The 19,111-nt window shown below is 37.2% G+C and carries 26 protein-coding genes; 5 read left to right on the forward strand and 21 right to left on the reverse strand.

Annotation, left to right across the window (positions count from 1 at the left end):
• Nucleotides 1–18: 18 nt before the first annotated feature.
• Nucleotides 19–585, reverse strand: coding sequence for a ComE operon protein 2 (locus tag M3225_RS04930; RefSeq protein ID WP_251391457.1), 567 nt, complete (start codon nt 583–585; stop codon nt 19–21).
• A gap of 96 nt (nt 586–681) precedes the next feature.
• Entirely contained in the window at nt 682–1,317 is a 636-nt protein-coding gene (locus tag M3225_RS04935; RefSeq protein ID WP_285885235.1) for a helix-hairpin-helix domain-containing protein, read from the reverse strand.
• Nucleotides 1,318–1,413: 96 nt separating this feature from the next.
• Here M3225_RS04935 and comER point away from each other — a divergent pair, with 96 nt between their 5' ends.
• A complete protein-coding gene (comER, locus tag M3225_RS04940) occupies nt 1,414–2,244 on the forward strand; it encodes a late competence protein ComER (protein ID WP_025750559.1) in 831 nt (276 codons plus the stop codon).
• 40 nt (nt 2,245–2,284) lie between these two features.
• On the opposite strand, the gene M3225_RS04945 is transcribed toward comER, so the two are convergent.
• From M3225_RS04945 to M3225_RS04980, 8 genes are all read right to left on the reverse strand, one after another.
• Nucleotides 2,285–3,043 (reverse strand): class I SAM-dependent DNA methyltransferase, encoded by a 759-nt coding sequence (locus M3225_RS04945; RefSeq protein WP_251391461.1) that lies wholly within the window; start codon nt 3,041–3,043, stop codon nt 2,285–2,287.
• Nucleotides 3,040–3,393: a ribosome silencing factor gene (gene rsfS / locus M3225_RS04950; RefSeq protein ID WP_251391463.1), complete on the reverse strand. Its 354-nt coding sequence runs from the start codon at nt 3,391–3,393 to the stop codon at nt 3,040–3,042. The genes M3225_RS04945 and rsfS overlap by 4 nt, the downstream gene beginning before the upstream one ends.
• Complete coding sequence (yqeK, locus tag M3225_RS04955; RefSeq protein ID WP_251391464.1) at nt 3,386–3,958, reverse strand: bis(5'-nucleosyl)-tetraphosphatase (symmetrical) YqeK; 573 nt, start codon at nt 3,956–3,958, stop codon at nt 3,386–3,388. Before yqeK ends, rsfS begins: the two co-directional genes overlap by 8 nt.
• Nucleotides 3,945–4,517 (reverse strand): nicotinate-nucleotide adenylyltransferase, encoded by a 573-nt coding sequence (locus M3225_RS04960; protein WP_251391466.1) that lies wholly within the window; start codon nt 4,515–4,517, stop codon nt 3,945–3,947. The genes yqeK and M3225_RS04960 overlap by 14 nt, the downstream gene beginning before the upstream one ends.
• A gap of 69 nt (nt 4,518–4,586) precedes the next feature.
• Nucleotides 4,587–4,877 carry a ribosome assembly RNA-binding protein YhbY gene (gene yhbY, locus M3225_RS04965; protein ID WP_251391468.1) on the reverse strand — a complete coding sequence of 97 codons (291 nt, stop codon included), beginning with the start codon at nt 4,875–4,877 and terminating at the stop codon, nt 4,587–4,589.
• 18 nt (nt 4,878–4,895) lie between these two features.
• Nucleotides 4,896–5,735: a shikimate dehydrogenase gene (aroE, locus tag M3225_RS04970; protein ID WP_251391469.1), complete on the reverse strand. Its 840-nt coding sequence runs from the start codon at nt 5,733–5,735 to the stop codon at nt 4,896–4,898.
• Nucleotides 5,736–5,754: 19 nt separating this feature from the next.
• Nucleotides 5,755–6,861 (reverse strand): ribosome biogenesis GTPase YqeH, encoded by a 1,107-nt coding sequence (yqeH, locus tag M3225_RS04975; RefSeq protein WP_251391470.1) that lies wholly within the window; start codon nt 6,859–6,861, stop codon nt 5,755–5,757.
• A gap of 3 nt (nt 6,862–6,864) precedes the next feature.
• On the reverse strand, nt 6,865–7,377 hold the full coding sequence (locus M3225_RS04980; RefSeq protein WP_251391863.1) for a YqeG family HAD IIIA-type phosphatase: 513 nt from the start codon (nt 7,375–7,377) through the stop codon (nt 6,865–6,867).
• A 549-nt stretch (nt 7,378–7,926) separates the two neighbouring features.
• Here M3225_RS04980 and M3225_RS04985 point away from each other — a divergent pair.
• A complete protein-coding gene (locus M3225_RS04985) occupies nt 7,927–8,067 on the forward strand; it encodes a sporulation histidine kinase inhibitor Sda (protein WP_013059264.1) in 141 nt (46 codons plus the stop codon).
• A gap of 73 nt (nt 8,068–8,140) precedes the next feature.
• Here M3225_RS04985 and M3225_RS04990 read toward each other — a convergent pair whose 3' ends face one another.
• On the reverse strand, nt 8,141–8,923 hold the full coding sequence (locus M3225_RS04990) for a phosphatidylserine decarboxylase (RefSeq protein ID WP_251391471.1): 783 nt from the start codon (nt 8,921–8,923) through the stop codon (nt 8,141–8,143).
• Between the two features lie 114 nt (nt 8,924–9,037).
• Here M3225_RS04990 and pssA point away from each other — a divergent pair, with 114 nt between their 5' ends.
• Entirely contained in the window at nt 9,038–9,577 is a 540-nt protein-coding gene (gene pssA / locus M3225_RS04995) for a CDP-diacylglycerol--serine O-phosphatidyltransferase (protein WP_013059266.1), read from the forward strand.
• Between the two features lie 173 nt (nt 9,578–9,750).
• On the opposite strand, the gene M3225_RS05000 is transcribed toward pssA, so the two are convergent.
• Entirely contained in the window at nt 9,751–9,897 is a 147-nt protein-coding gene (locus M3225_RS05000; protein ID WP_251391472.1) for a hypothetical protein, read from the reverse strand.
• 216 nt (nt 9,898–10,113) lie between these two features.
• On the opposite strand from M3225_RS05000, the gene sigK reads away from it, so the two are divergent.
• Nucleotides 10,114–10,842, forward strand: a complete 729-nt coding sequence (sigK, locus tag M3225_RS05005; protein WP_013059268.1) for an RNA polymerase sporulation sigma factor SigK — start codon at nt 10,114–10,116, stop codon at nt 10,840–10,842.
• A 170-nt stretch (nt 10,843–11,012) separates the two neighbouring features.
• Here sigK and M3225_RS05010 read toward each other — a convergent pair whose 3' ends face one another.
• From M3225_RS05010 to M3225_RS05035, 6 genes are all read right to left on the reverse strand, one after another.
• Nucleotides 11,013–11,153, reverse strand: coding sequence for a YrzI family small protein (locus M3225_RS05010; protein ID WP_013059269.1), 141 nt, complete (start codon nt 11,151–11,153; stop codon nt 11,013–11,015).
• 390 nt (nt 11,154–11,543) lie between these two features.
• Complete coding sequence (locus M3225_RS05015) at nt 11,544–11,774, reverse strand: YrhC family protein (protein ID WP_013059270.1); 231 nt, start codon at nt 11,772–11,774, stop codon at nt 11,544–11,546.
• An 81-nt stretch (nt 11,775–11,855) separates the two neighbouring features.
• Nucleotides 11,856–12,989, reverse strand: coding sequence for a bifunctional cystathionine gamma-lyase/homocysteine desulfhydrase (locus tag M3225_RS05020; protein ID WP_251391473.1), 1,134 nt, complete (start codon nt 12,987–12,989; stop codon nt 11,856–11,858).
• A gap of 1 nt (nt 12,990) precedes the next feature.
• Nucleotides 12,991–13,914 (reverse strand): PLP-dependent cysteine synthase family protein, encoded by a 924-nt coding sequence (locus M3225_RS05025; protein WP_251391474.1) that lies wholly within the window; start codon nt 13,912–13,914, stop codon nt 12,991–12,993.
• Nucleotides 13,915–14,060: 146 nt separating this feature from the next.
• Entirely contained in the window at nt 14,061–14,756 is a 696-nt protein-coding gene (mtnN, locus tag M3225_RS05030) for a 5'-methylthioadenosine/S-adenosylhomocysteine nucleosidase (RefSeq protein WP_251391475.1), read from the reverse strand.
• A gap of 17 nt (nt 14,757–14,773) precedes the next feature.
• Complete coding sequence (locus M3225_RS05035) at nt 14,774–15,415, reverse strand: class I SAM-dependent methyltransferase (RefSeq protein ID WP_251391477.1); 642 nt, start codon at nt 15,413–15,415, stop codon at nt 14,774–14,776.
• Nucleotides 15,416–15,553: 138 nt separating this feature from the next.
• Here M3225_RS05035 and M3225_RS05040 point away from each other — a divergent pair, with 138 nt between their 5' ends.
• Entirely contained in the window at nt 15,554–15,769 is a 216-nt protein-coding gene (locus tag M3225_RS05040) for a DUF2536 family protein (RefSeq protein ID WP_251391479.1), read from the forward strand.
• 13 nt (nt 15,770–15,782) lie between these two features.
• Here M3225_RS05040 and M3225_RS05045 read toward each other — a convergent pair whose 3' ends face one another.
• From M3225_RS05045 to M3225_RS05055, 3 genes are all read right to left on the reverse strand, one after another.
• Nucleotides 15,783–16,454: a YrrS family protein gene (locus M3225_RS05045; RefSeq protein WP_251391480.1), complete on the reverse strand. Its 672-nt coding sequence runs from the start codon at nt 16,452–16,454 to the stop codon at nt 15,783–15,785.
• Between the two features lie 117 nt (nt 16,455–16,571).
• Nucleotides 16,572–18,338, reverse strand: a complete 1,767-nt coding sequence (locus M3225_RS05050) for a peptidoglycan D,D-transpeptidase FtsI family protein (protein ID WP_251391481.1) — start codon at nt 18,336–18,338, stop codon at nt 16,572–16,574.
• A 122-nt stretch (nt 18,339–18,460) separates the two neighbouring features.
• Nucleotides 18,461–19,018 (reverse strand): isochorismatase family protein, encoded by a 558-nt coding sequence (locus tag M3225_RS05055; RefSeq protein WP_374109807.1) that lies wholly within the window; start codon nt 19,016–19,018, stop codon nt 18,461–18,463.
• Nucleotides 19,019–19,111: the final 93 nt, after the last annotated feature.

Consider the following 19,111-nt stretch of genomic DNA (forward strand, 5'->3'; position numbering starts at 1 on the left):
AAAAAACCTCTTTTACCTTTAATTTGCCGTAAACAAAGCGAGAGCTTCACGCTGTAAATTCATCACTTCTGCTTCGTCCTCTCCGCTTTTTTCTAAACGAGCGAGAACATCCGTCACAAATTGAAGCTTCTCTTTACTTTTTAAGTCAATGATTGCTTCATCAAGTTCAACTTTTGCTGTTTTCACTCCCGCCTGTTGAAATAACTCAACAGCATACGGATGATTTTTGTAATCATTAGCATAATATACTGTTTTAATTCCTGCTTGAATAAGGGCTTTACAGCAATTTAAACAAGGAAAATGCGTGACGTATACTTCCGCATCTTCTGTTTTTACGCCAAACTTAGCACACTGTAGCAGTGCATTCACTTCTGCATGGACAGTTCTTACACAGTGTCCATCAATCACATAACAGCCTTCGTCAGCACAATGCACCCCTCCGCTGATCGAGCCGTTATATCCTCCAGCTATAATACGTTTATCACGTACAACTGTAGCCCCAACAGCTAGACGTTCACAAGTGCTTCTCAAAGCTAGCAAATGGCTTTGTGCCATAAAATATTGATCCCATGAAATCCGGTTCATCTCATTCCCTACCTTTTTATTTAAAACTGAATGATTATAATTATACTTGTCTCTTTCATAGTGTAGCGTTTCTTTTCCTTTTTCGTCAATAAGTCTCTACTGTACCGTAATTTGAGCTTTAATTTTTTCTAGCGACTTCTCGCCAATACCTGATACTTGCCCCAAATCCTCTACCGTTTGAAACAAGCCATTTTCCTCTCGATATGAAACGATGGCACTCGCTTTTGAAGGTCCAATCCCATTCAACGTTTGAAGTTCATCAGTGTTCGCCGTATTGATATTAACAAGGGGCTGATTATTTGAAGTTCCTGAGGAAGACATTGAAGAAACAGGAGATGAAGGCGGGATTTCTTCTCCAGCAGCTGGAATATAAACAGCCATTTCATCTTGTAGCTTGCTAGCTAAATTGAGCTGTCTTAAGTCTGCTTCTTTCGTAGCACCTCCGGCTTGTGCTAAAGCATCTTTTACCCTTGCATCTTTCGGAAGCTGGTACACACCAGGCTTCTGAACAGCTCCTTTAATATCCACCATAACAAACGGGGAATCTTGGTTTGAAATTACTTGATTAGACGACTCTCCTTCTTTTTTTGTAGCGGAAGATTCTGCCTTTATCATATCCGAGGTTTGAAGAGAACTTTCCGGTTTCTCTCCACCTGTCCGATAGATATAAAAAGCCAATCCAACTGCTAAGCAAATACACCCAATTAGCCATTGTTTTTTTAAAAAAGTCAAATTGTACACTCCTTTGAATTTTGAAGTAACGTCATAAATTCCATCACGTCTTCATAGTGTTTAGAAGAAAAGGCTTTTGAAGGAGGGAATGAATCAGTGAACATAGGGTTTATCGGAACAGGAAACATGGGGAAAATATTAATTGATGCGTTTATTGAATCAAAAGCCGTACGTCCTTCTAAAATTACTATTATGAATCGCACAAAAAAAAGAGCCAAAGAGATTCAACAGCAGCATAAAAAAATTCATGTTGCTGATACAGCTGAAGAAGTTGTTCACGCATCCAAAGTCATTTTTATTTGTGTTAAGCCATTGGATATTCACCCCCTTTTAATAAAATTAGAACCACTGCTGACAAAAGATCACTGCATCGTATCCATTACCAGTCCAATCAGCGTAGAACAAATCGAACGCCTCATTCCGAGTCAAGCAGCTAGAATTATCCCTAGCATTACGAATCGGGCATTAGCAGGTGTTTCTCTTTTCACCTTTGGAGAAAGATGTACGCCTTTTTACCAAAATTATTTACATGAATTATTTTCATCTATGTCAAAACCTGTAGCCATTGATCAAACGATTACGCGTGTATCATCCGATATCGTAAGCTGCGGTCCTGCATTTTTCAGCTTTTTACTTCAACGCTTTATTGATGCAGCAGTTCAAGAAACAAATATTTCTGAAGAAGAAGCTACCGTCATGGCCAGTGATATGATTATTGGAATGGGAAAACTATTGGAAAAAGAAATATTTACGCTCCCTACCTTACAGGATAAAGTATGCGTAAAAGGTGGTGTAACCGGAGAAGGTATTAAAGTTTTAGAAGCTGAACTCGGAGAGATGTTTGTTCACGTATTTCAAAAAACACATGAAAAATTTGACGAAGACATTGAGCTTGTTCACAATCAGTTTGATAGTCTTATTCCATAATTTCTGTAGAAATCCTGCTTTGAAACAAAAAAAGAAGCCTCTACTCGGCTTCTTTTTTTTGCGCAGAGAAAAAGATGCGCTCACTGTTTGAAGTAGGCTTACTCGTTTTGAAATCTGCACTTACTTCTACATTTATAAAACCAGCTTCGCTCAGCCATAATTGATAATGATCAATCGACCAAGTGCGCTGAGCATGCACCTCATCAAATCGATGATATGCATCGATTTCCTCATCATAAGCAAAAAACGTAATATCATGCTCTACGCGGATATCCGTATCGTTATAGGCGCAATTCCAAATATATGACACGTCTTCATCTACGTAAGAAAAGGATTGATTTCCAAATACATGCTGCATCTTGTGCACCGAATGAACATCAAATATAAAGAGCCCACCCGGTTTTAAGTGCTTATATACACGTTGAATGGTTTCTTGAACTTCTTTATCACTTTGCAAATAGTTCAAAGAATCACAAAAGATTACTACACAGTCAAACTCTTTCAATAACTCAAGTTCTGCCATGTTTTGCTGAAAAAGAGATAGCGTTACCCCTTCCTCTGCTGCCTTTTCCTGAGCTACCATAAGCATATCGTCAGACAAATCAACGCCGACTACTGAGAAACCTTCTTTTGCAAATCGAACGGAGAGTTCTCCCGTGCCGCAGGCAAGATCTAATATACTAGCAGGCTTTGTTTTCGCTTTTGCTACCTGCTGATTAAAAAATTCAGTCCAATCGTCATACGGAACGTCTGCCATTAGCTGATCATATACGTAGGCAAATTCTCCGTACCTGCTCATAGCTGTAGCTCTTCTGAACTTACAAATGGTGCATCTCCCCATAAGCGTTCTAAGTTATAATATCCGCGTTCATCTTTATGGAAAATGTGAACCACAACATCTCCAAGGTCAACAAGAACCCATTTAGCCTGCTCAAATCCTTCTAAACGCTTCATAGAAATGCCATGTTCGTGTGCTTTTTCTTTAATTTCACGAGCGATTGCCTGGACTTGTTTATCTGAGTTACCGTGACAAATAACAAAATAATCTGCCACCAGTGAGATTCCTTCCATATTTAACGCTACGATATCTATTGCTTTTTTATCATCTGCTGCTTCTACAACAAGAGATAGCAATTCACGTTCAGTCATGTGTTTGACCTCCTAAGATTAAATCATTATATGTCATCATCGTATCGGGATAAACGGCCTGATGTTTGGTCATTAAAAAAGAAATAGTATTTTTTAATGATTGAATAAGTGCTGCATCTAAGTCGGTTTTAGCTAACTCACGCACTTCATCAACACCTGGAAATCTCCTTCCAGGTTCGATATAATCAGCAACGTACACAATTTTTTCAAGTAACGTCATACCAGGTCTTCCGGATGTATGGTAAGCAATTGCATCCAATACTTCCTTATCCGTAATCCCTACTTCATTTCTCACTAAAAACGCGCCTACTGGAGCATGCCATAATTCTGTATTGTATTCCAACAAAGAAGGATTCATGTTTTGATCAATAATAATTTGCTTCATCTCTTCCTTTGGACGAAATTTGGCATAGTCATGAAAAATAGCAGCCAGTTCTGCTTTTTTTTCGTCTGCTTCAAAACGCTTAGCTAATTCAATTGCTGTTTCCATTACCCCCACAGTATGAATATAACGACGTTCTGTTAACTGTTTCTTTACGATTTCTAATGCATCAGTTCGATTCATATAATTGGTTCTCCTCAATATATTGTTTAACACCAGAAGGTATAAAATAACGAATTGTTTCTTTCTTTACTACTCGTTCGCGAATAAAGGAAGAGGAGACATCAAACTGTGGAACTTCTACTTCTTTTATTGGGTAAGGGGACGTAATGGTATACCCCGGGCGCTTTACACCTACAAATGTAACCAAATTGACTAATTCATCAATTTCATACCACTTCGGCAAATATTCTACCATATCAGCACCAATGATGAAATGAAACTGATACGTTGGATATTTCTCTGTTAGTATTCTCATCGTATCATATGTATATGAAGGCTCTTTGCGCTCAAATTCAATCGGCTGCAGGGTAAATTGATCATGTTCTTTAATAGCTAGCTTTAGCATCTGTAAACGATGATATGGCTCAATAGGCTCTTTGATTGTTTTATGAGGTGGAATATACGACGGCATGAACCATATCTCATCTAATTTTAAGGCATGCAAAACCTCATTCGCCATCATTAAATGCCCCAAATGAGGCGGATTGAATGTTCCACCTAAAATTCCAATACTCTTCAACAATCCCCGACTCCTTTAATTTACTTCATTTTTAAATAGAGCGGGTTCCCCCGCTCTATTTTATTTCACTTATGGCAGCATTAGTTGCTTATTTTCGCGTGATTCTTTGTATAACACAATTGTATTTCCAATCACTTGTACAAGCTCTGCTTTTGTTCCTTTTGTTAATCGAGCAGCAACCGTGTCACGATCTTCATCACAGTTTTGCAGAATGCTCACTTTTAATAATTCTCTTGCTTCTAATGCATCAGCAATTTGACCAATCATATTTTCATTGACTCCACCTTTTCCCACTTGGAAAATTGGATTTAAATGATGTGCTTTTGAACGTAAAAAACGTTTTTGTTTACCTGTTAACATAAAAACCTCCGTTGTATCTTATCTCTTAGTTAGTGTTGAAAGAACAATGTGTTCCATTGCCTCTTCATCAGGACGGACGTTCGTCCATTTTTCAAATGCAAGTGCACCTTGCAGTACGAACATACCGACACCGTTATGAGTGCCTGCCCCTTTTGCTTCAGCCTCTTTCAAAAGCTTTGTTTTTAAAGGGTTGTAAATAATATCGCTGACTACCGCTTCTTTTTGCAATAAAGTAAGTGCTAAAGGCAGCTCATCAACGTTAGGATACATCCCCACTGAAGTGGTATTAATAATAATATCGAATGTATCTAGTTGTTTTTCTGCATCAGAAATAGACATTGCTTCCGTTTTTGTTGAAAAAGGCAGCTCGTTAGCTAGTACAGCTGCTTTTTCGACAGTACGATTGCATATCGCAATTACATCGGGAGTGTGCTGAGCTGCAATTGTATAAAAAATAGCTTTTGCAGCTCCTCCAGCTCCAATAATTAAAATTCTTTTTTGGGATAAGCCGCCTTCTACTGCTTTTAGTAAAGACGTCACATACCCCTCTCCGTCGGTATTGTATCCAATATAACGGCCATCTTGATTAACAACTGTATTTACAGCGCCAATTGCCTTTGCTAATGGATCGACTTCATCCAAATGATTCATAATATCAACTTTATACGGAATCGTGACATTAAATCCTTGAATATTTTTATCTTTTAGCTGCCCAATAGCTGATTCAAAATGAACAGGTTCAATTGGAAAAGCTTCATAATGAGCATCCATATTCAGACGTTTAAAGGCATCATTTTGCATCAATGGCGATAGTGAATGCCCAAGCGGATAACCAACTAGCCCATATAATGTACTCAAGATTTTTTCCCCTTTTTGTTTAAATTAAAGAATCGCGCACAAATACGCCGACTCCTTTTGGTGCATGTGCAACAACTTTTGAACCTGACTCATTAACCGTAACCCAGCCGAGTCCTGAAAAAACAATATCCGTTTTTTCATTTTTTATTGTAAATTCATGTGCAACGAGTTCAGGAAACTCACTCATTTGCTCGGGGCGCGGCGGCTGAAGCAGTTCACCTGCTTGCTTTTCATACAACTCATCTGCTTTTTCAAGCTTTGTACGATGGATATGCAAATCGTTCGATACATAACATGTTAATGACTTGCGTCCTCCCTGTACATAATCCAAGCGCGCTAGTCCTCCAAAGTATAAAGTTTGCCCTTCATTTAGTTGATAAACCTTCGGCTTTATTTCTTTTTTAGGAGAAATTAGCCTTAAGTCTCGTTTATCTACATAGTGAGCCATTTGATGATGATTAATAATGCCCGGCGTATCATATAAAGACGCGCCGTTATCAAGCGGGATATCAATCATATCCAACGTTGTACCAGGATATTGAGATGTAGTAATAATATCTTTTTCTCCCGTTACCTCTTTAATAATGGCATTAATAAATGTCGATTTACCAACGTTTGTACATCCAACAACATATACATCTTTACCTTCGCGATAATGTTCAATGGCTTCGGCAATTTCTCGAATTCCTTGTCCTTTTTGCGCGCTCATGAGGAACACATCCACTGATTTTAGCCCAAGCTCTTTCGCTTCTCGCTTCATCCAATGAATTAGTTTATTTTTCTTTATAGACTTTGGCAGTAAATCTGCTTTATTTCCCACTAAAAGAACCTTGTTATTTCCAACAAATCGATGCAAACCAGGTAACCAGCTGCCGTTAAAGTCAAAGATATCTACAACTTTTACAACCAAACCGTCCGTTTGACCAATTCCGTTTAAAATTTTTAAAAAATCATCGTCTGTTAAGGAAACATCTTGTACTTCATTATAATGTTTTAAACGAAAGCATCGCTGGCAAATAATAGCTTCTTTTTCTAATGCTGATTTTGGAGCGTAGCCAAGTTCATTCGGTCGTTCTATTTGAATCTCCACTCCGCATCCTACGCACTGTAATTTTTCTTCACTCACGTTTTAATCCTCCCAGTTAATCATACCTTTTCGTTTCATCCAACCTAGAATTCTTCGTTCCATTTTACGGTTAAATTTCGTTACAAATCCATCTGTTTGCGCAACTGGTACAACCAAAACCGTATATACGCCGAGACGATTTCCTCCTAATACATCCGTTAAAAGCTGGTCGCCAATAACTACAACCTCATCTTTTTGCAGCTCCATATCACGAAGAGCTCTTCTAAATGCTTTACGCATCGGTTTGCGTGCTTTATATACAAATGGAAGTCCAACTGGATCTGAAAACAGCTTGACTCGTTTCTCCACATTATTCGATACAATCGTAATTTTAATTCCACTATCTTTCATTAACTGAAACCACTCAATTAATTCCGGAGTGGCATCAGGGCGATCCCATTCTACCAACGTGTTATCTAAGTCGGTAATAATTCCTTTTATGCCGCGCTCTATCAAATCGTCTGGCTTAATTTGAAACACGTTTTTCACATGTTCATTTGGTAAAAAAAGTTTCAACACGTATCATGCACCTCGAATATATAGTTACATACTAAAATTAACGCCGTCTATCATTATAACGACTTCTTGTTATTTTCCAACCTAAAATTTTATTCTCTTCAAAAACAGGTCTTTTCTTAGTATAAAGGATATGCCTTGTGAATGCTTTAACTTTATACAGAAAGTTATTGACAAAAGGTAGTAAACCTACATTTGTTCGTGAGCTTACGATATATTCACCTACTGCAAACTTAAAATAAAAAATAGTGTAGAAAACGTTTACTACTTATCAAATAGGGTAAGTGGTAAACAAATTCTGTTAAAAGTTTTCGACAAAAATTGATATGCCCAATTATGTGGATAAGGTTATACACATTATCCTCTGTTATAGTTCAGCAATTAATGGTAATTATAAACAACATACCCACATTTTATCCACCGAAAGCTGTGGATAACAGAACGATTGTTCCTTTATTGGATTCATGTTAGATTATAAATAAGGAATTTATTAGCATTTAAATATAACTTTTTAGGATATTTATTTTAGTAGGAGGTGGCGGCAATCTTATGAGAAAATTATCAGATGAGCTGCTTATTGAGTCATACAGCAAAGCAACTGAACTGCAATTAAGCCCTGATTTTATAAAATTAATTGAAGAGGAAATTGAAAGAAGATCATTAAAGATTAGCATACAAATTCCTTCTTAACGAATAAAAGAGCCTTCTTAATAAAAGAAAGCTGCATCTTCATTTATCTATCTACTCTTTTATTATATAGGCTCTATTTTTTCAAATGGGCAATTGGTTCTCCACACTTTACATAAGAACCTGAGTGAACGTTAGAAGCAAAAGTGATTGAGTCCTTCTCAAATAATAAAATGACAGTCGAACCAAACGTGAAATAAGCTATTTCTTCCCCTTTTTCGACTACTTCTTTTTTAGAAACTGCTTCAATGCTATTGATAAACATGGCTCCTACTTTTACCATCAGCATGTGACCATTTTCAAATGTTAACTCCGTAAGCTTCCGAAAATTTTTCACAAGCGGTTCTTTCCCGTACTTGATTCCTAATGAATTTACTGGATAAGACTTTTGTCCAACAGTCCACGTATCCCCCACTTGGGCTTTAAGAGGACTGTGAATGCGATGATAGTCTTTCGGACTAAGATAGAGGATAATAAACTGTCCTTCTATATATTTTTCAAGAATGAGATTATTTGAAACCATTTCCTGTATAGAATAAGGTTTGTTTTTTACAATCATTTCTTTTTGAGGCGTAATGACTCCATATGCTTCTATCTTTGCATCTACAGGACTGACAACGCTGTCTTTCTGCTGATCGACCGGACGGGCAGAAGGTTTCAAACGGCGAATAAATAGCTCGTGTAAGTTTTGATAATGATGCAGAGGCTTGTCCATTTCTTCTTTATTTACTTTAAAAACTTTTGTATAGGAGGGTATAACAAACCGACTCCATTTAGAGAAAGTGAATTTTCGAATGAGCTTCGATGATCCTTGGTGATTAGTAAGCTCAATAAACGTTCGATACAGGTGCTGCAACAATAATTTTACCTCCACATACTGAATAGTTCTTTACTAGAATAAGGTTTGCGTCTACAATGAAATTACCATTATTTTTACCTTTAGTTCATTCCATCCTTTAAAGGAGTGAGGAAATTGTTTTTATTAGACTATCTAGATCATACAATTAAAAAGCTGAGATCCCAAGCGGCAAACTCCTTAACGATTGTTAATTTAAGTTTAGGAAGCTTTGCTATTTTATTTGTCATGAAAAATGAATTGAACTTAAGTTTATTACTAATTTTTTTAGCAGCATTAGCAGACCGATTCGACGGCATGGTAGCCAGAAAGCTGCAAATTGAATCTGAACTTGGAAAACAACTGGACTCCATGTGCGATATTATATCATTTGGCATCGCTCCAGCTCTACTACTTTATCAAAGTATTTTATCTCACTTTGGTGCTGCAGGTTCGATTGTTACCATCTGTTACATTGCTTGCGGAGCACTTCGTCTTGCCCGCTTTAACATCACAGAAAATACTGGGTATTTTACAGGGCTCCCTATTACCGCAGCAGGTTGTTTATTAACTCTTAGCTACTTGGGCGTCCCTTATTTGCCTTCACACTTTTATATGTTTTTAATTATCGTACTCGCTTGCTTGATGATTAGTACTTTCAAGCTAAAAAAAGTATAGAGCTCCATTTACCTTTACAGAGGAATATTATCGTCTTGCTTCTTTTCTTATTATAGAATAAGTCATCTTCTTTAAGAAACAAAGCGAAAATTCCATAAGAATTCTTAAAAATGAATGGTTCTATTCGGTAGGATATGTCATCTAAAAAAACTCATGCGCATGCATGAGTTTTTTTACCACCAGCAGCTAAACCAATAGAAGCTTCCGAAAATTAATAACAGGACAAACAGAACAATTAACAATCCAAGTCCCCACCCGAAGCCTCCTCCACATGGATAAGCTGGATAATTAGGATAACAGCAGCCTCCGTAACCGTACATATTCTCCCTCCTTATACTATGAACTACTACTAACGTATGTACATACTTTTTCGCTGTATAGGCTGGTAACTATCTCTAAAGAAAAATCTGTGGACTTTTTCAAACTCTCTTGTCCCTGCGGGGAATTTTAAACGTACAGGCAAAGACATCCTTCTTTTTACATATAGTGTAATGTTAGTCTCTCACAGGTTGATATCCCCTTATGGAGGTGAAGAGATGTCTGCATTATTTACCGCACTAGGCTATTTCTTTAAAGAATTGGTTTTCCTTGTTTCCTACGTAAAAAACAATGCATTTCCTCAACCCTTGTCTGCTGCTGAAGAAAAGAGATATTTATCTTTAATGGAACAGGGAGATCAAGAAGCGCGAAACCTTCTGATTGAACACAATCTCCGACTCGTTGCGCATATTGTTAAAAAGTTTGAAAACACGGGAGAGGATGCGGAAGATTTAATTTCAATTGGGACAATCGGTTTAATTAAAGCAATCGAAAGTTATTCTCAAGGAAAAGGGACAAAATTAGCTACTTATGCCGCACGCTGTATTGAAAATGAAATATTGATGCACTTGCGAGCACTCAAAAAAACAAAAAAAGATGTGTCGCTGCATGATCCAATTGGCCAGGATAAAGAAGGAAATGAAATCAGTTTGATTGATGTATTAAAATCAGAGTCAGACGATGTAATTGATATGATTCAACTAAATATGGAATTAGAAAAAATAAAAGAATATATCGATATCCTCGATGATCGAGAAAAAGAAGTAATTGTTGGCCGCTTCGGCTTGGATCTGCAGGATGAAAAAACCCAGCGAGAAATTGCAAAAGAATTAAATATTTCAAGAAGTTATGTTTCGAGAATTGAAAAGCGAGCGCTGATGAAAATGTTTCACGAATTTTACAGAGCCGAAAAAGAGAAAAAAAAGAGCGGAAAGAAGGAGAATTAATCCTTCTTTCCGCTCTTTTTTTAAAATAATTTCCAAATAATAATCCGTAGCAAACACATTATTACTCCCCCTACTAATCATTTAGGTGGAATCTTTCTCCACAAGCAGCCATACAACGATATATCCTTTTTGATTAATCATCATTCATCCACTCCTTTCCACTGTTCAAATTAGAAATGACGATAAAACTCATACTTGCGGTCTTTTATTTCTTCTTCTAATTGTCTTACATACTGTTCATGCTTAATTTCTGCCTCTGAGTATTGACGGGACTTTATGGTAATAGTTAAAAAGAAAATATTCAGTGTCATTACAATCACCTCCTTATACACAAAAAAAACACAGTAATGCATAAGCATCCTGTGGCTGAAAAATAATAAAAACCACAGGGCTACTATTCGCACCTGTGGTGAATTAACGTGTTTTAACGATCAAGGTAAGAAAGTTACTTGATACAGGAACACGGCCGAATAGTATACGTATATAGACGATTTTTGAACATAGTTGAAACTGGATGACCCATAACTGATAAACGTCTTAACATATGACTCGACCTCCTTTTAATAAAGTATTTTCCTTACAATGGTAATTATATCCATGAACTTATAAAAAGTAAACTGTTTTTTTGAAAAATAGGGAATTTTTTTATTTTTTAAACTCTCATAAAAAAAAGACGATGAATGATCGCCTTTTTATATCTATTATTCTTTTTCTTTCATTAGTTCTTTTTTTAGTTTTTTAGTTTGATAACTAAAATAAAAAGCAAGGGCGGCAAAAAGAATAACGATCGCTTCCATTATTCCAAGCTGCATATCACTTTTTTCACCTTGGCCAATCATAACACCAATGTACAAGAATGTACTTACGGCTAGAAGGACGTAAATAAAGCGGCTATAATCTTCAATTTTTGCTTTGATGTGTTGAGCTTTCATTCAATCACCTTCTCAGTAGAATGTTATAGCTCTACTCTATCATAGATCTATAGGTCTATAAAAATCCTATTTTTACCACCCTTATTCCAATGCCTTTTCTAAATCTTCAATTAAATCTTCTACATCTTCAAGGCCTACAGAAATACGAATTAATCCACCTGTAATTCCTAGCTCTTTACGTCGGTCACTCGGTATCGAAGCATGAGTCATTTTCGAAGGAATTGAAATAAGGCTTTCGATGGCTCCTAGACTTTCTGCTAATGTAAAATATTTCACTTTGCTCAGTACTTGTTCCGCTTTCTCTTCGCTTCCCACATCAAAAGAAACCATTCCCCCAAAACCTCTTGCTTGCTTTTTAGCAATGAGGTGGTTTGGGTGAGTTTTTAATCCTGGATAATATATTTTTGTAACAGCTGGATGAGCAAGTAAAAATTCTACTATTTTCCCAGTATTGAATTCATGTTCTTCCATTCGTATTCCTAATGTTTTAATCCCCCTCATTAAAAGCCAAGAATCTTGGGGTCCTAAAATGCCTCCAGTCGCATTTTGAATAAAATGAAGGTCTTCAGCTAATTTAGGGGAATTCACAACTGCTAGCCCTGCTACAACGTCACTGTGGCCACCTAAATACTTAGTTGCACTATGCAGAACAATATCTGCTCCTTTTTCGATAGGATTTTGCCAATAAGGCGTACTGAATGTGTTGTCAACGATGGTAAGTAAATGATGCTGTTTAGCTACTGAAGAAGCCTGCTGCAAGTCAGTAATTTTCAGGAGAGGGTTCGTTGGAGTTTCGATATAAATAGCTTTTGTGTTAGGGCGAATTTCTTTCTCAATATTTTCGATATCGCTTGTATCAATAAAAGTAGCCTCAATGCCAATACGACTCAGCACTTTTGTAATAACTCGATACGTTCCTCCGTATACGTCATCTGTAATTAACACATGATCTCCACTGTTGAACAGCATGAACACAGCAGTAGTAGCTGCCATACCAGACCCAAACGCAAATCCAGCATATCCTCCTTCAATTTCTTTGATAAGTTCTTCTAGGGCGTGTCGTGTAGGGTTACCGGTTCTCGAATACTCGTATCCTGTATGTTTTCCAGCTCCCTCTTGTTTATAGGTGCTCACTTGATAAATAGGAACAGAGACAGCACCCGTCTGTTCATCGCCAACAATTCCACCATGAATTAACTGTGTTTTACGTTTCATCTTATCTTCCTCCACTGTAAATATTTTTACTTAAGTACCGTTCGCTGCTATCGGGAAAAATCGTGACAATATGAGCGCCTTTTTCTGCATTTTTTGCTTCGAGCAGGGCTGCTTCAAAAGCTGCTCCTGAAGAACTTCCTACAAGTAACCCTTCTTTTAAAGCCAGTTCTTTTACTCTTTGAAAAGCATAAACATCTTCAACAGTATGAATAGCATTAAAATAAGACCGCTCCATATAATCAGGGATAAACTCCATTCCAATTCCTTCAGTTAAGTGAGGGCCGGATTTCCCTCCGTTTAAAATTGAACCTTCTGGCTCAACAATGACTGTTTTTAGAGAAGGATTTTTTTCTTTCAAAAATTTTGCTGTACCCATAAATGTTCCACCTGTACCTGCTCCAGCTACAAAGACGTCAATTTTTCCATCAAGCTGTTCATATATCTCTGGCCCTAAGGTTTTGTAATAAGTCATAGGGTTAGCCGGATTAGCAAACTGTTGAGGACAATAAGAACCAGGTATTTCACGCAGCAGCTCTTGAGCTTTGTTTATAGCACCTTTCATACCAGCTTCAGTAGGCGTTTGAACCACAGTTGCCCCCAAAGCCTTCATAAGCAGCTGTTTTTCAATACTGAATTTTTCTGGGACACATAATATGACGTTTATTCCATGCTGAAGAGCAGCTAAAGCCAGGCCAATTCCCGTATTCCCAGCAGTAGGCTCAATCACCGTTCCGCTTCGCTTCAGTCTTCCAGAACGAAGAGCTTCTTGCAGCAACTCTTTTCCTAAACGATCTTTTACACTTCCTCCTGGATTAAAATATTCCAGTTTGGCAAATATCCTGGTTTTTCTAGGTAAATCAAATTGTGTAATCTCAATCATAGGTGTGTTTCCAATCAATTCATGAACGTTTTTGGCTACCTTCATAATCTTGAACACCTCGCTATCAAAATAATAATATAACTTAACCTATAAATAAAGTCGGAATTAAAATAAAAATATAGTCTACACCCCATGTTATGACAAACGATGCAGAGTGTAGACGAAAACAAACTCTATATTTTATGAAAAGCTTATTTTAATTTTGTAATAAAATTCAATACTAATTTCGTTGAATTAACAGCTGCTTTTTCTAAAAATTGCTCAAAAGAAACATTTGATTCTTTGCCGGCGATGTCAGAAAGAGCACGAAGAATGACAAACGGTACACCAAATTGATAGCATACTTGAGCAACAGCCGCTGCTTCCATTTCAGCTGCGTACAGGTCTGGAAACTTAGAGCGAACAAACTCTACGCGCACAGGATCGTTCATGAACGAATCTCCTGTAGCAATTAATCCTTTTACAATTTTCATATCCGTTACTTCAAGAGCGCTTTCTTCAGCAAGACGAACTAGTTTTTCATCTGCTTTAAAAGCTGCAGGCAAGTTTGGCACTTGACCGTATTCATAGTTGAATACCGTTACATCTACATCATGATGACGAACTTCTGTTGAAATAACCGCATCGCCTACATTTAACTCTGGATGGAAGCCACCTGCTGATCCTGTGTTAATAACGTAATGAGGTTTGAACTTCTCCAATAAGATGGCTGTAGATAACGCCGCATTTACTTTTCCAATACCTGATTTTAACAATACAACCTCCACGCCGCTGATTGTTCCTGTCGAGTATTCACATCCTGCGATTACTGTTTCTTGACGATTCTCAATTTTATCGCGTAAAATCGTCACTTCTTCTTCCATTGCTCCAATGATTGCTACTTTCATTTTAAAACCTCTTTCTACTATTGTTTCGTTGCCTCCAATACCCACACAAAGTGATTAAATTGTGTAAAGGTTATGTGAAAACCATTGCTTTCAAAGATCTGCTTTAAGACGGGAATAGTTGTATAGTACTCCCTCTCTAGATCTTCTGCTAGTTGCGTATACCCTTTTTGTTTTGCCTGAACAATGGTATTAGCAAATGAATCCGCTGTTTCAAACATTGTATCAGCAAACACTATTTTACCACCGGTTTGAAGTAACTTTCCATAGTTTATCACAGCTTCTTCTTTTTCTTTATCTGTTAAATGATGAAATGCGTACGTACTAACTAAGCTCTCTGCTGGAAACAATGATGTATCAAATTGTAAAAAGTCTCCTGGCGTGACTAAAACATCTGCCCCTAATTTCTGATGTGCTAATTGTCTCATTGGCACTGACGGCTCAATTCCTACTACCGTAAGTTCTTTTTCTAAAAGTTTTTTTGTTAAGTTTCCAGTGCCTGTTCCAAATTCTATAACATGCCCTATTGAACGGTCTGCTACAAATTCTAAAATTTCATTATAATTGCGAAACACTTCTCTATACTGTTCATCTTTCCCGCTTACCGATGCATCATACTCATTAGCCCACTTTTCAAAGATATCTAAAAACTCTAGACCCATAAGAAACGCCTCCTCATAACTAATAATTCTTATGGATATAGTATGTTTTTAATTATCGTTTGTTCTTCATTTACAAATATTTTAAGCTTTTAACTTTCTATTTGCTATACTATAGTAATGAAGTAAGGAGGTCGTAGGATGAATTTTGAATTTGAAATGATTGAAGATAAAATAGAATTTTTTGAAGCGCCTGACGTCAAAATGCTTGAAAAACAAATTGCTGAAAAAATTGATCAAAATAAAGCGATTTTGCTTGAGGTGCATAGCGTATCTCATCAAATGTCTGTGGACTATGAACACGGCAAAAAACTTTACTCTGCAGTTGTTCATTTTAAATTAAAAAAGCAGCGCTAGCGCGCTGCTTTTCTTATTGAAGCTTATCCACTACTGCCGGCTTCCAGCCTTCTCCATCTACCCATTCAATTTGAACACGGTACTTTGTTGATGAGTTGCCTTTAGGACTAATCGTAGCTACAGCTTTACCTACACCACCGTTATTTCCTAAACGCCATACTGTCATATTGCTTGGGCTAATGCCTGATCCTTCGCCTACAGCTTTTAGCATTTCGTTCCAATCCGTTGATCCTTTTTTATATGTTGCTGCAGGTGCATCTTGTGACGTACCTACTGAATCCCATGAAGGATCTACCTTGCGTTCTGCCACGCCCGGCTCTGGATTTTTCTCTACTTCAGCCTGTGAATCTGAGTCGTTTGATTCTTCATCTGTTGCTTGATCATCTTCAGATGTTGACTGATCATCTTCAGAGCTTTGGTCCTCTTCCGAACTTTGATCGTCTGTTGCTTGATCATCTTTAGAAGAATCATCTTCTTTTTTAGCCGTCTTGTCCGTTTTTTGATCATTTGTTTGCGGATTAGTTTGATTTGTTTCCGCTTGGTTATCCGATTTATCCTTGTTTCCAAGAATCATTGTACCACCGACAAATACAATTAAAACTGCTACAACAGCAATTAACAGATTATATAATCGGTTTACTTTTTTTTCTTTGTTTTCATGCCTTGAAGAACGATTGTTATTCATTGCTACAATTTCCTCCAACTTTTATAATGCTTTATTCTAACATGTGTTTTCTTATACATGAAGCATCAAAATTTATTTGAAGTATATTTGTAATATTTTTTACAAATTCTTCTTGTTTTAACGTGTATTTAAGTCATACATCCCTTTAACAATATCATAAAATACGCTGTTTGTGGGAGATATCGCACTTTTTGTATTTAAATCCACTACTACCATTGCATATTTTGGATCATCTGCAGGAAAGTAACCCGCAAACCATTTATTGACGATATCGTCTTTCACATTGATTTCAGCAGTTCCTGACTTTCCTGCTACTTCATAAGGAAGCGTTTGAAATCTTCTTCCTGTTCCTTTTTCGCTCTGTACGACGTCTTTTAAAAGCTGCTGCATAGAAGCAGCTGTGGCTTCATTAATCGTATCTCCTTTTAGATCATGCCCTTTAAATGTATACAATGACGTGTTGTTTTTATACTCTAGGGCATCTACAGCTTTTACTTGCTTCTTTTCTCCTCCGCGTGCAATTGTCGCCATCATATTTGCTACTGCAAGCGGAGTCACTTTTACATCAAGCTGCCCAATTGCCGTTTGCGCTACAGCATTTGGTACTTTTTTTTCTCCTTCATTTGTCCAGACTCTTCCTGTTTTTTCTCCTAAAAACTGCTTAAAATGCTCAAAGTGAAACACGTCGCCCGTCCATCCTACAGGCTGAATAAGCCCTAATTTATCAGCGTATTGTTCAAGGGTATTTGGATTAGATGTTATCATTTCTTTTGCAAGCTGGGCAAACGTTGCATTGCAGCTTTGCGCGAAACTTTCTTCAAACGTCAGCTGCCCTTTTTGATGATCTTTTTCTACATTATTGCCATAAATACTTTTATCACAGTTATAGGTAAAAGAAGGCTGAATTTTATTTTGTTCAAGCGCTGCAGCTGCTGTTACGGTCTTAAATATAGATCCAGGAGTTTGTGGCGTTAACAAACGATTTTCTACGCTGTCTGAACCGTTTTGTTTTTTAAATGGATCTTTCTTATTAATGGAAGGTCTGCTGGCCATCGCAATAACTTTATTGTTTTTTATATCAATCAAGACGGCTCCTCCGTCTTTTAACTTATAATGATTTAATGTATCCTCCACTAGCTCCTGAGCAGACAAATCAAGCGTCGTACGCACGCTGACTGGATAATAAGGGTTAGCTGTGCCCGTATATTTTACATCGATGCCAAACATAGGCCCGCCTAGGCGATCAACATGATAAAGAAGCTTAGACTCCTGTTCAGGCAACAAAAACTCGTCAAAAGTCCTCTGCATCCCTGAGATACCTACAGGCGTAGTTGATTTAATTGCTCCATTTTTCAATTTGTCACTGTACTTCTCTTCAATTATTTGTTTGCTTTGTGCCTCTAGTCCGATTAAATGTTCAGCAAGAGGAACTGGACGCTCATCTTTCAAAGGAATTCCAAACACACCAGGTACCTTTAATGCATTTATTTTTTCGACTTGTGCAAGCGATAACTCTTTCGTAATAACAACCGGTGTTTTAGCATTCGCTAGTCTGTTAGTCAGTTCCTGTGGTTTCATTCCCACAATTTCGCTTACTTGCTGAACAGGCCACTTCATTTTTTCTAAAAATGGAAACAGGACTAAGCGATTATGCGTGATAGATGTTAAAGACTGTCCATTTTTATCTTCAAATTTCCCTCGCCCGTCGTCTACCACCATTTCCTGCGTACGCTGTTTTACGCTTCCTTCAATTAAATTAATATTTTTGTCGGTAAAAGATTCCGTGCTGACAAGCTGAAGTTGAACAAGCCTTGCTCCTAGTCCACTAATTAATAATAAAATAAAAATAAGAGTAATATAAATTCGCTTGTGAATTATTTTCATGACTACACCTCACTCTTTATAAGTGTCGACGTTGCCATTACTTTTAAAACCATTATCTTAAGAAATATTCATTCTTTTTTTCATTTCACAAAAAAACTTGCTGAAGCAGCAAGTTGTTATTATTAATTTTCCGTTAAAAATTGTTGAGTTGTTCTTAACTTTCCTATTTTCGGAAAGATGTAAGAAAGAGTTGCTTCATGTTCTTCTTTTGTAAATGTTGCCATGGCATCCGTGATAAAAATTTGGTTATACCCATATTGAAATGCTTCACGAGCAGTGCTTTCCACGCCAATATTTGTTGCAATTCCGCAAAGGACAATTGTATCAATTCCTCTTCGGCGAAGTTGAAGGTCTAAATCCGTCCCAAAAAATGCTCCCCACTGACGTTTTGTCACAATGTAATCGTGCTCTTGCACATTAAGTCGTGGATCGAATTCCGCCCAGTCTGCAGGTCTTTCTTGAGGAGCAGATGATTTTTGATCCGTTTCTGGCGTCAACGCATCTTTTCCATCTTGAAAATCTACTCGTACAAAGCTAATAAATCCATTTTGTTCGCGGAAACGATTCACAAGCTGAACAGATCGCTCCACAATTTCATCTCCGCCAATTGGAACAATCCCTTTTTGTAAATCAATTAAAACAAGCGCTGTTTTAGTAAAATCGATATCTTTCATCTTCATCTTTCCTTTCTTACATATCTTTTATATTCTCTCCGTTTTTTAAAATCATATAAAAAAAGCTGACGTGTGTCAGCTTTTTTACTTACAAGCATT

It is taken from the genome of Priestia aryabhattai, assembly GCF_023715685.1.
GTDB lineage: Bacteria > Bacillota > Bacilli > Bacillales > Bacillaceae_H > Priestia > Priestia aryabhattai_B.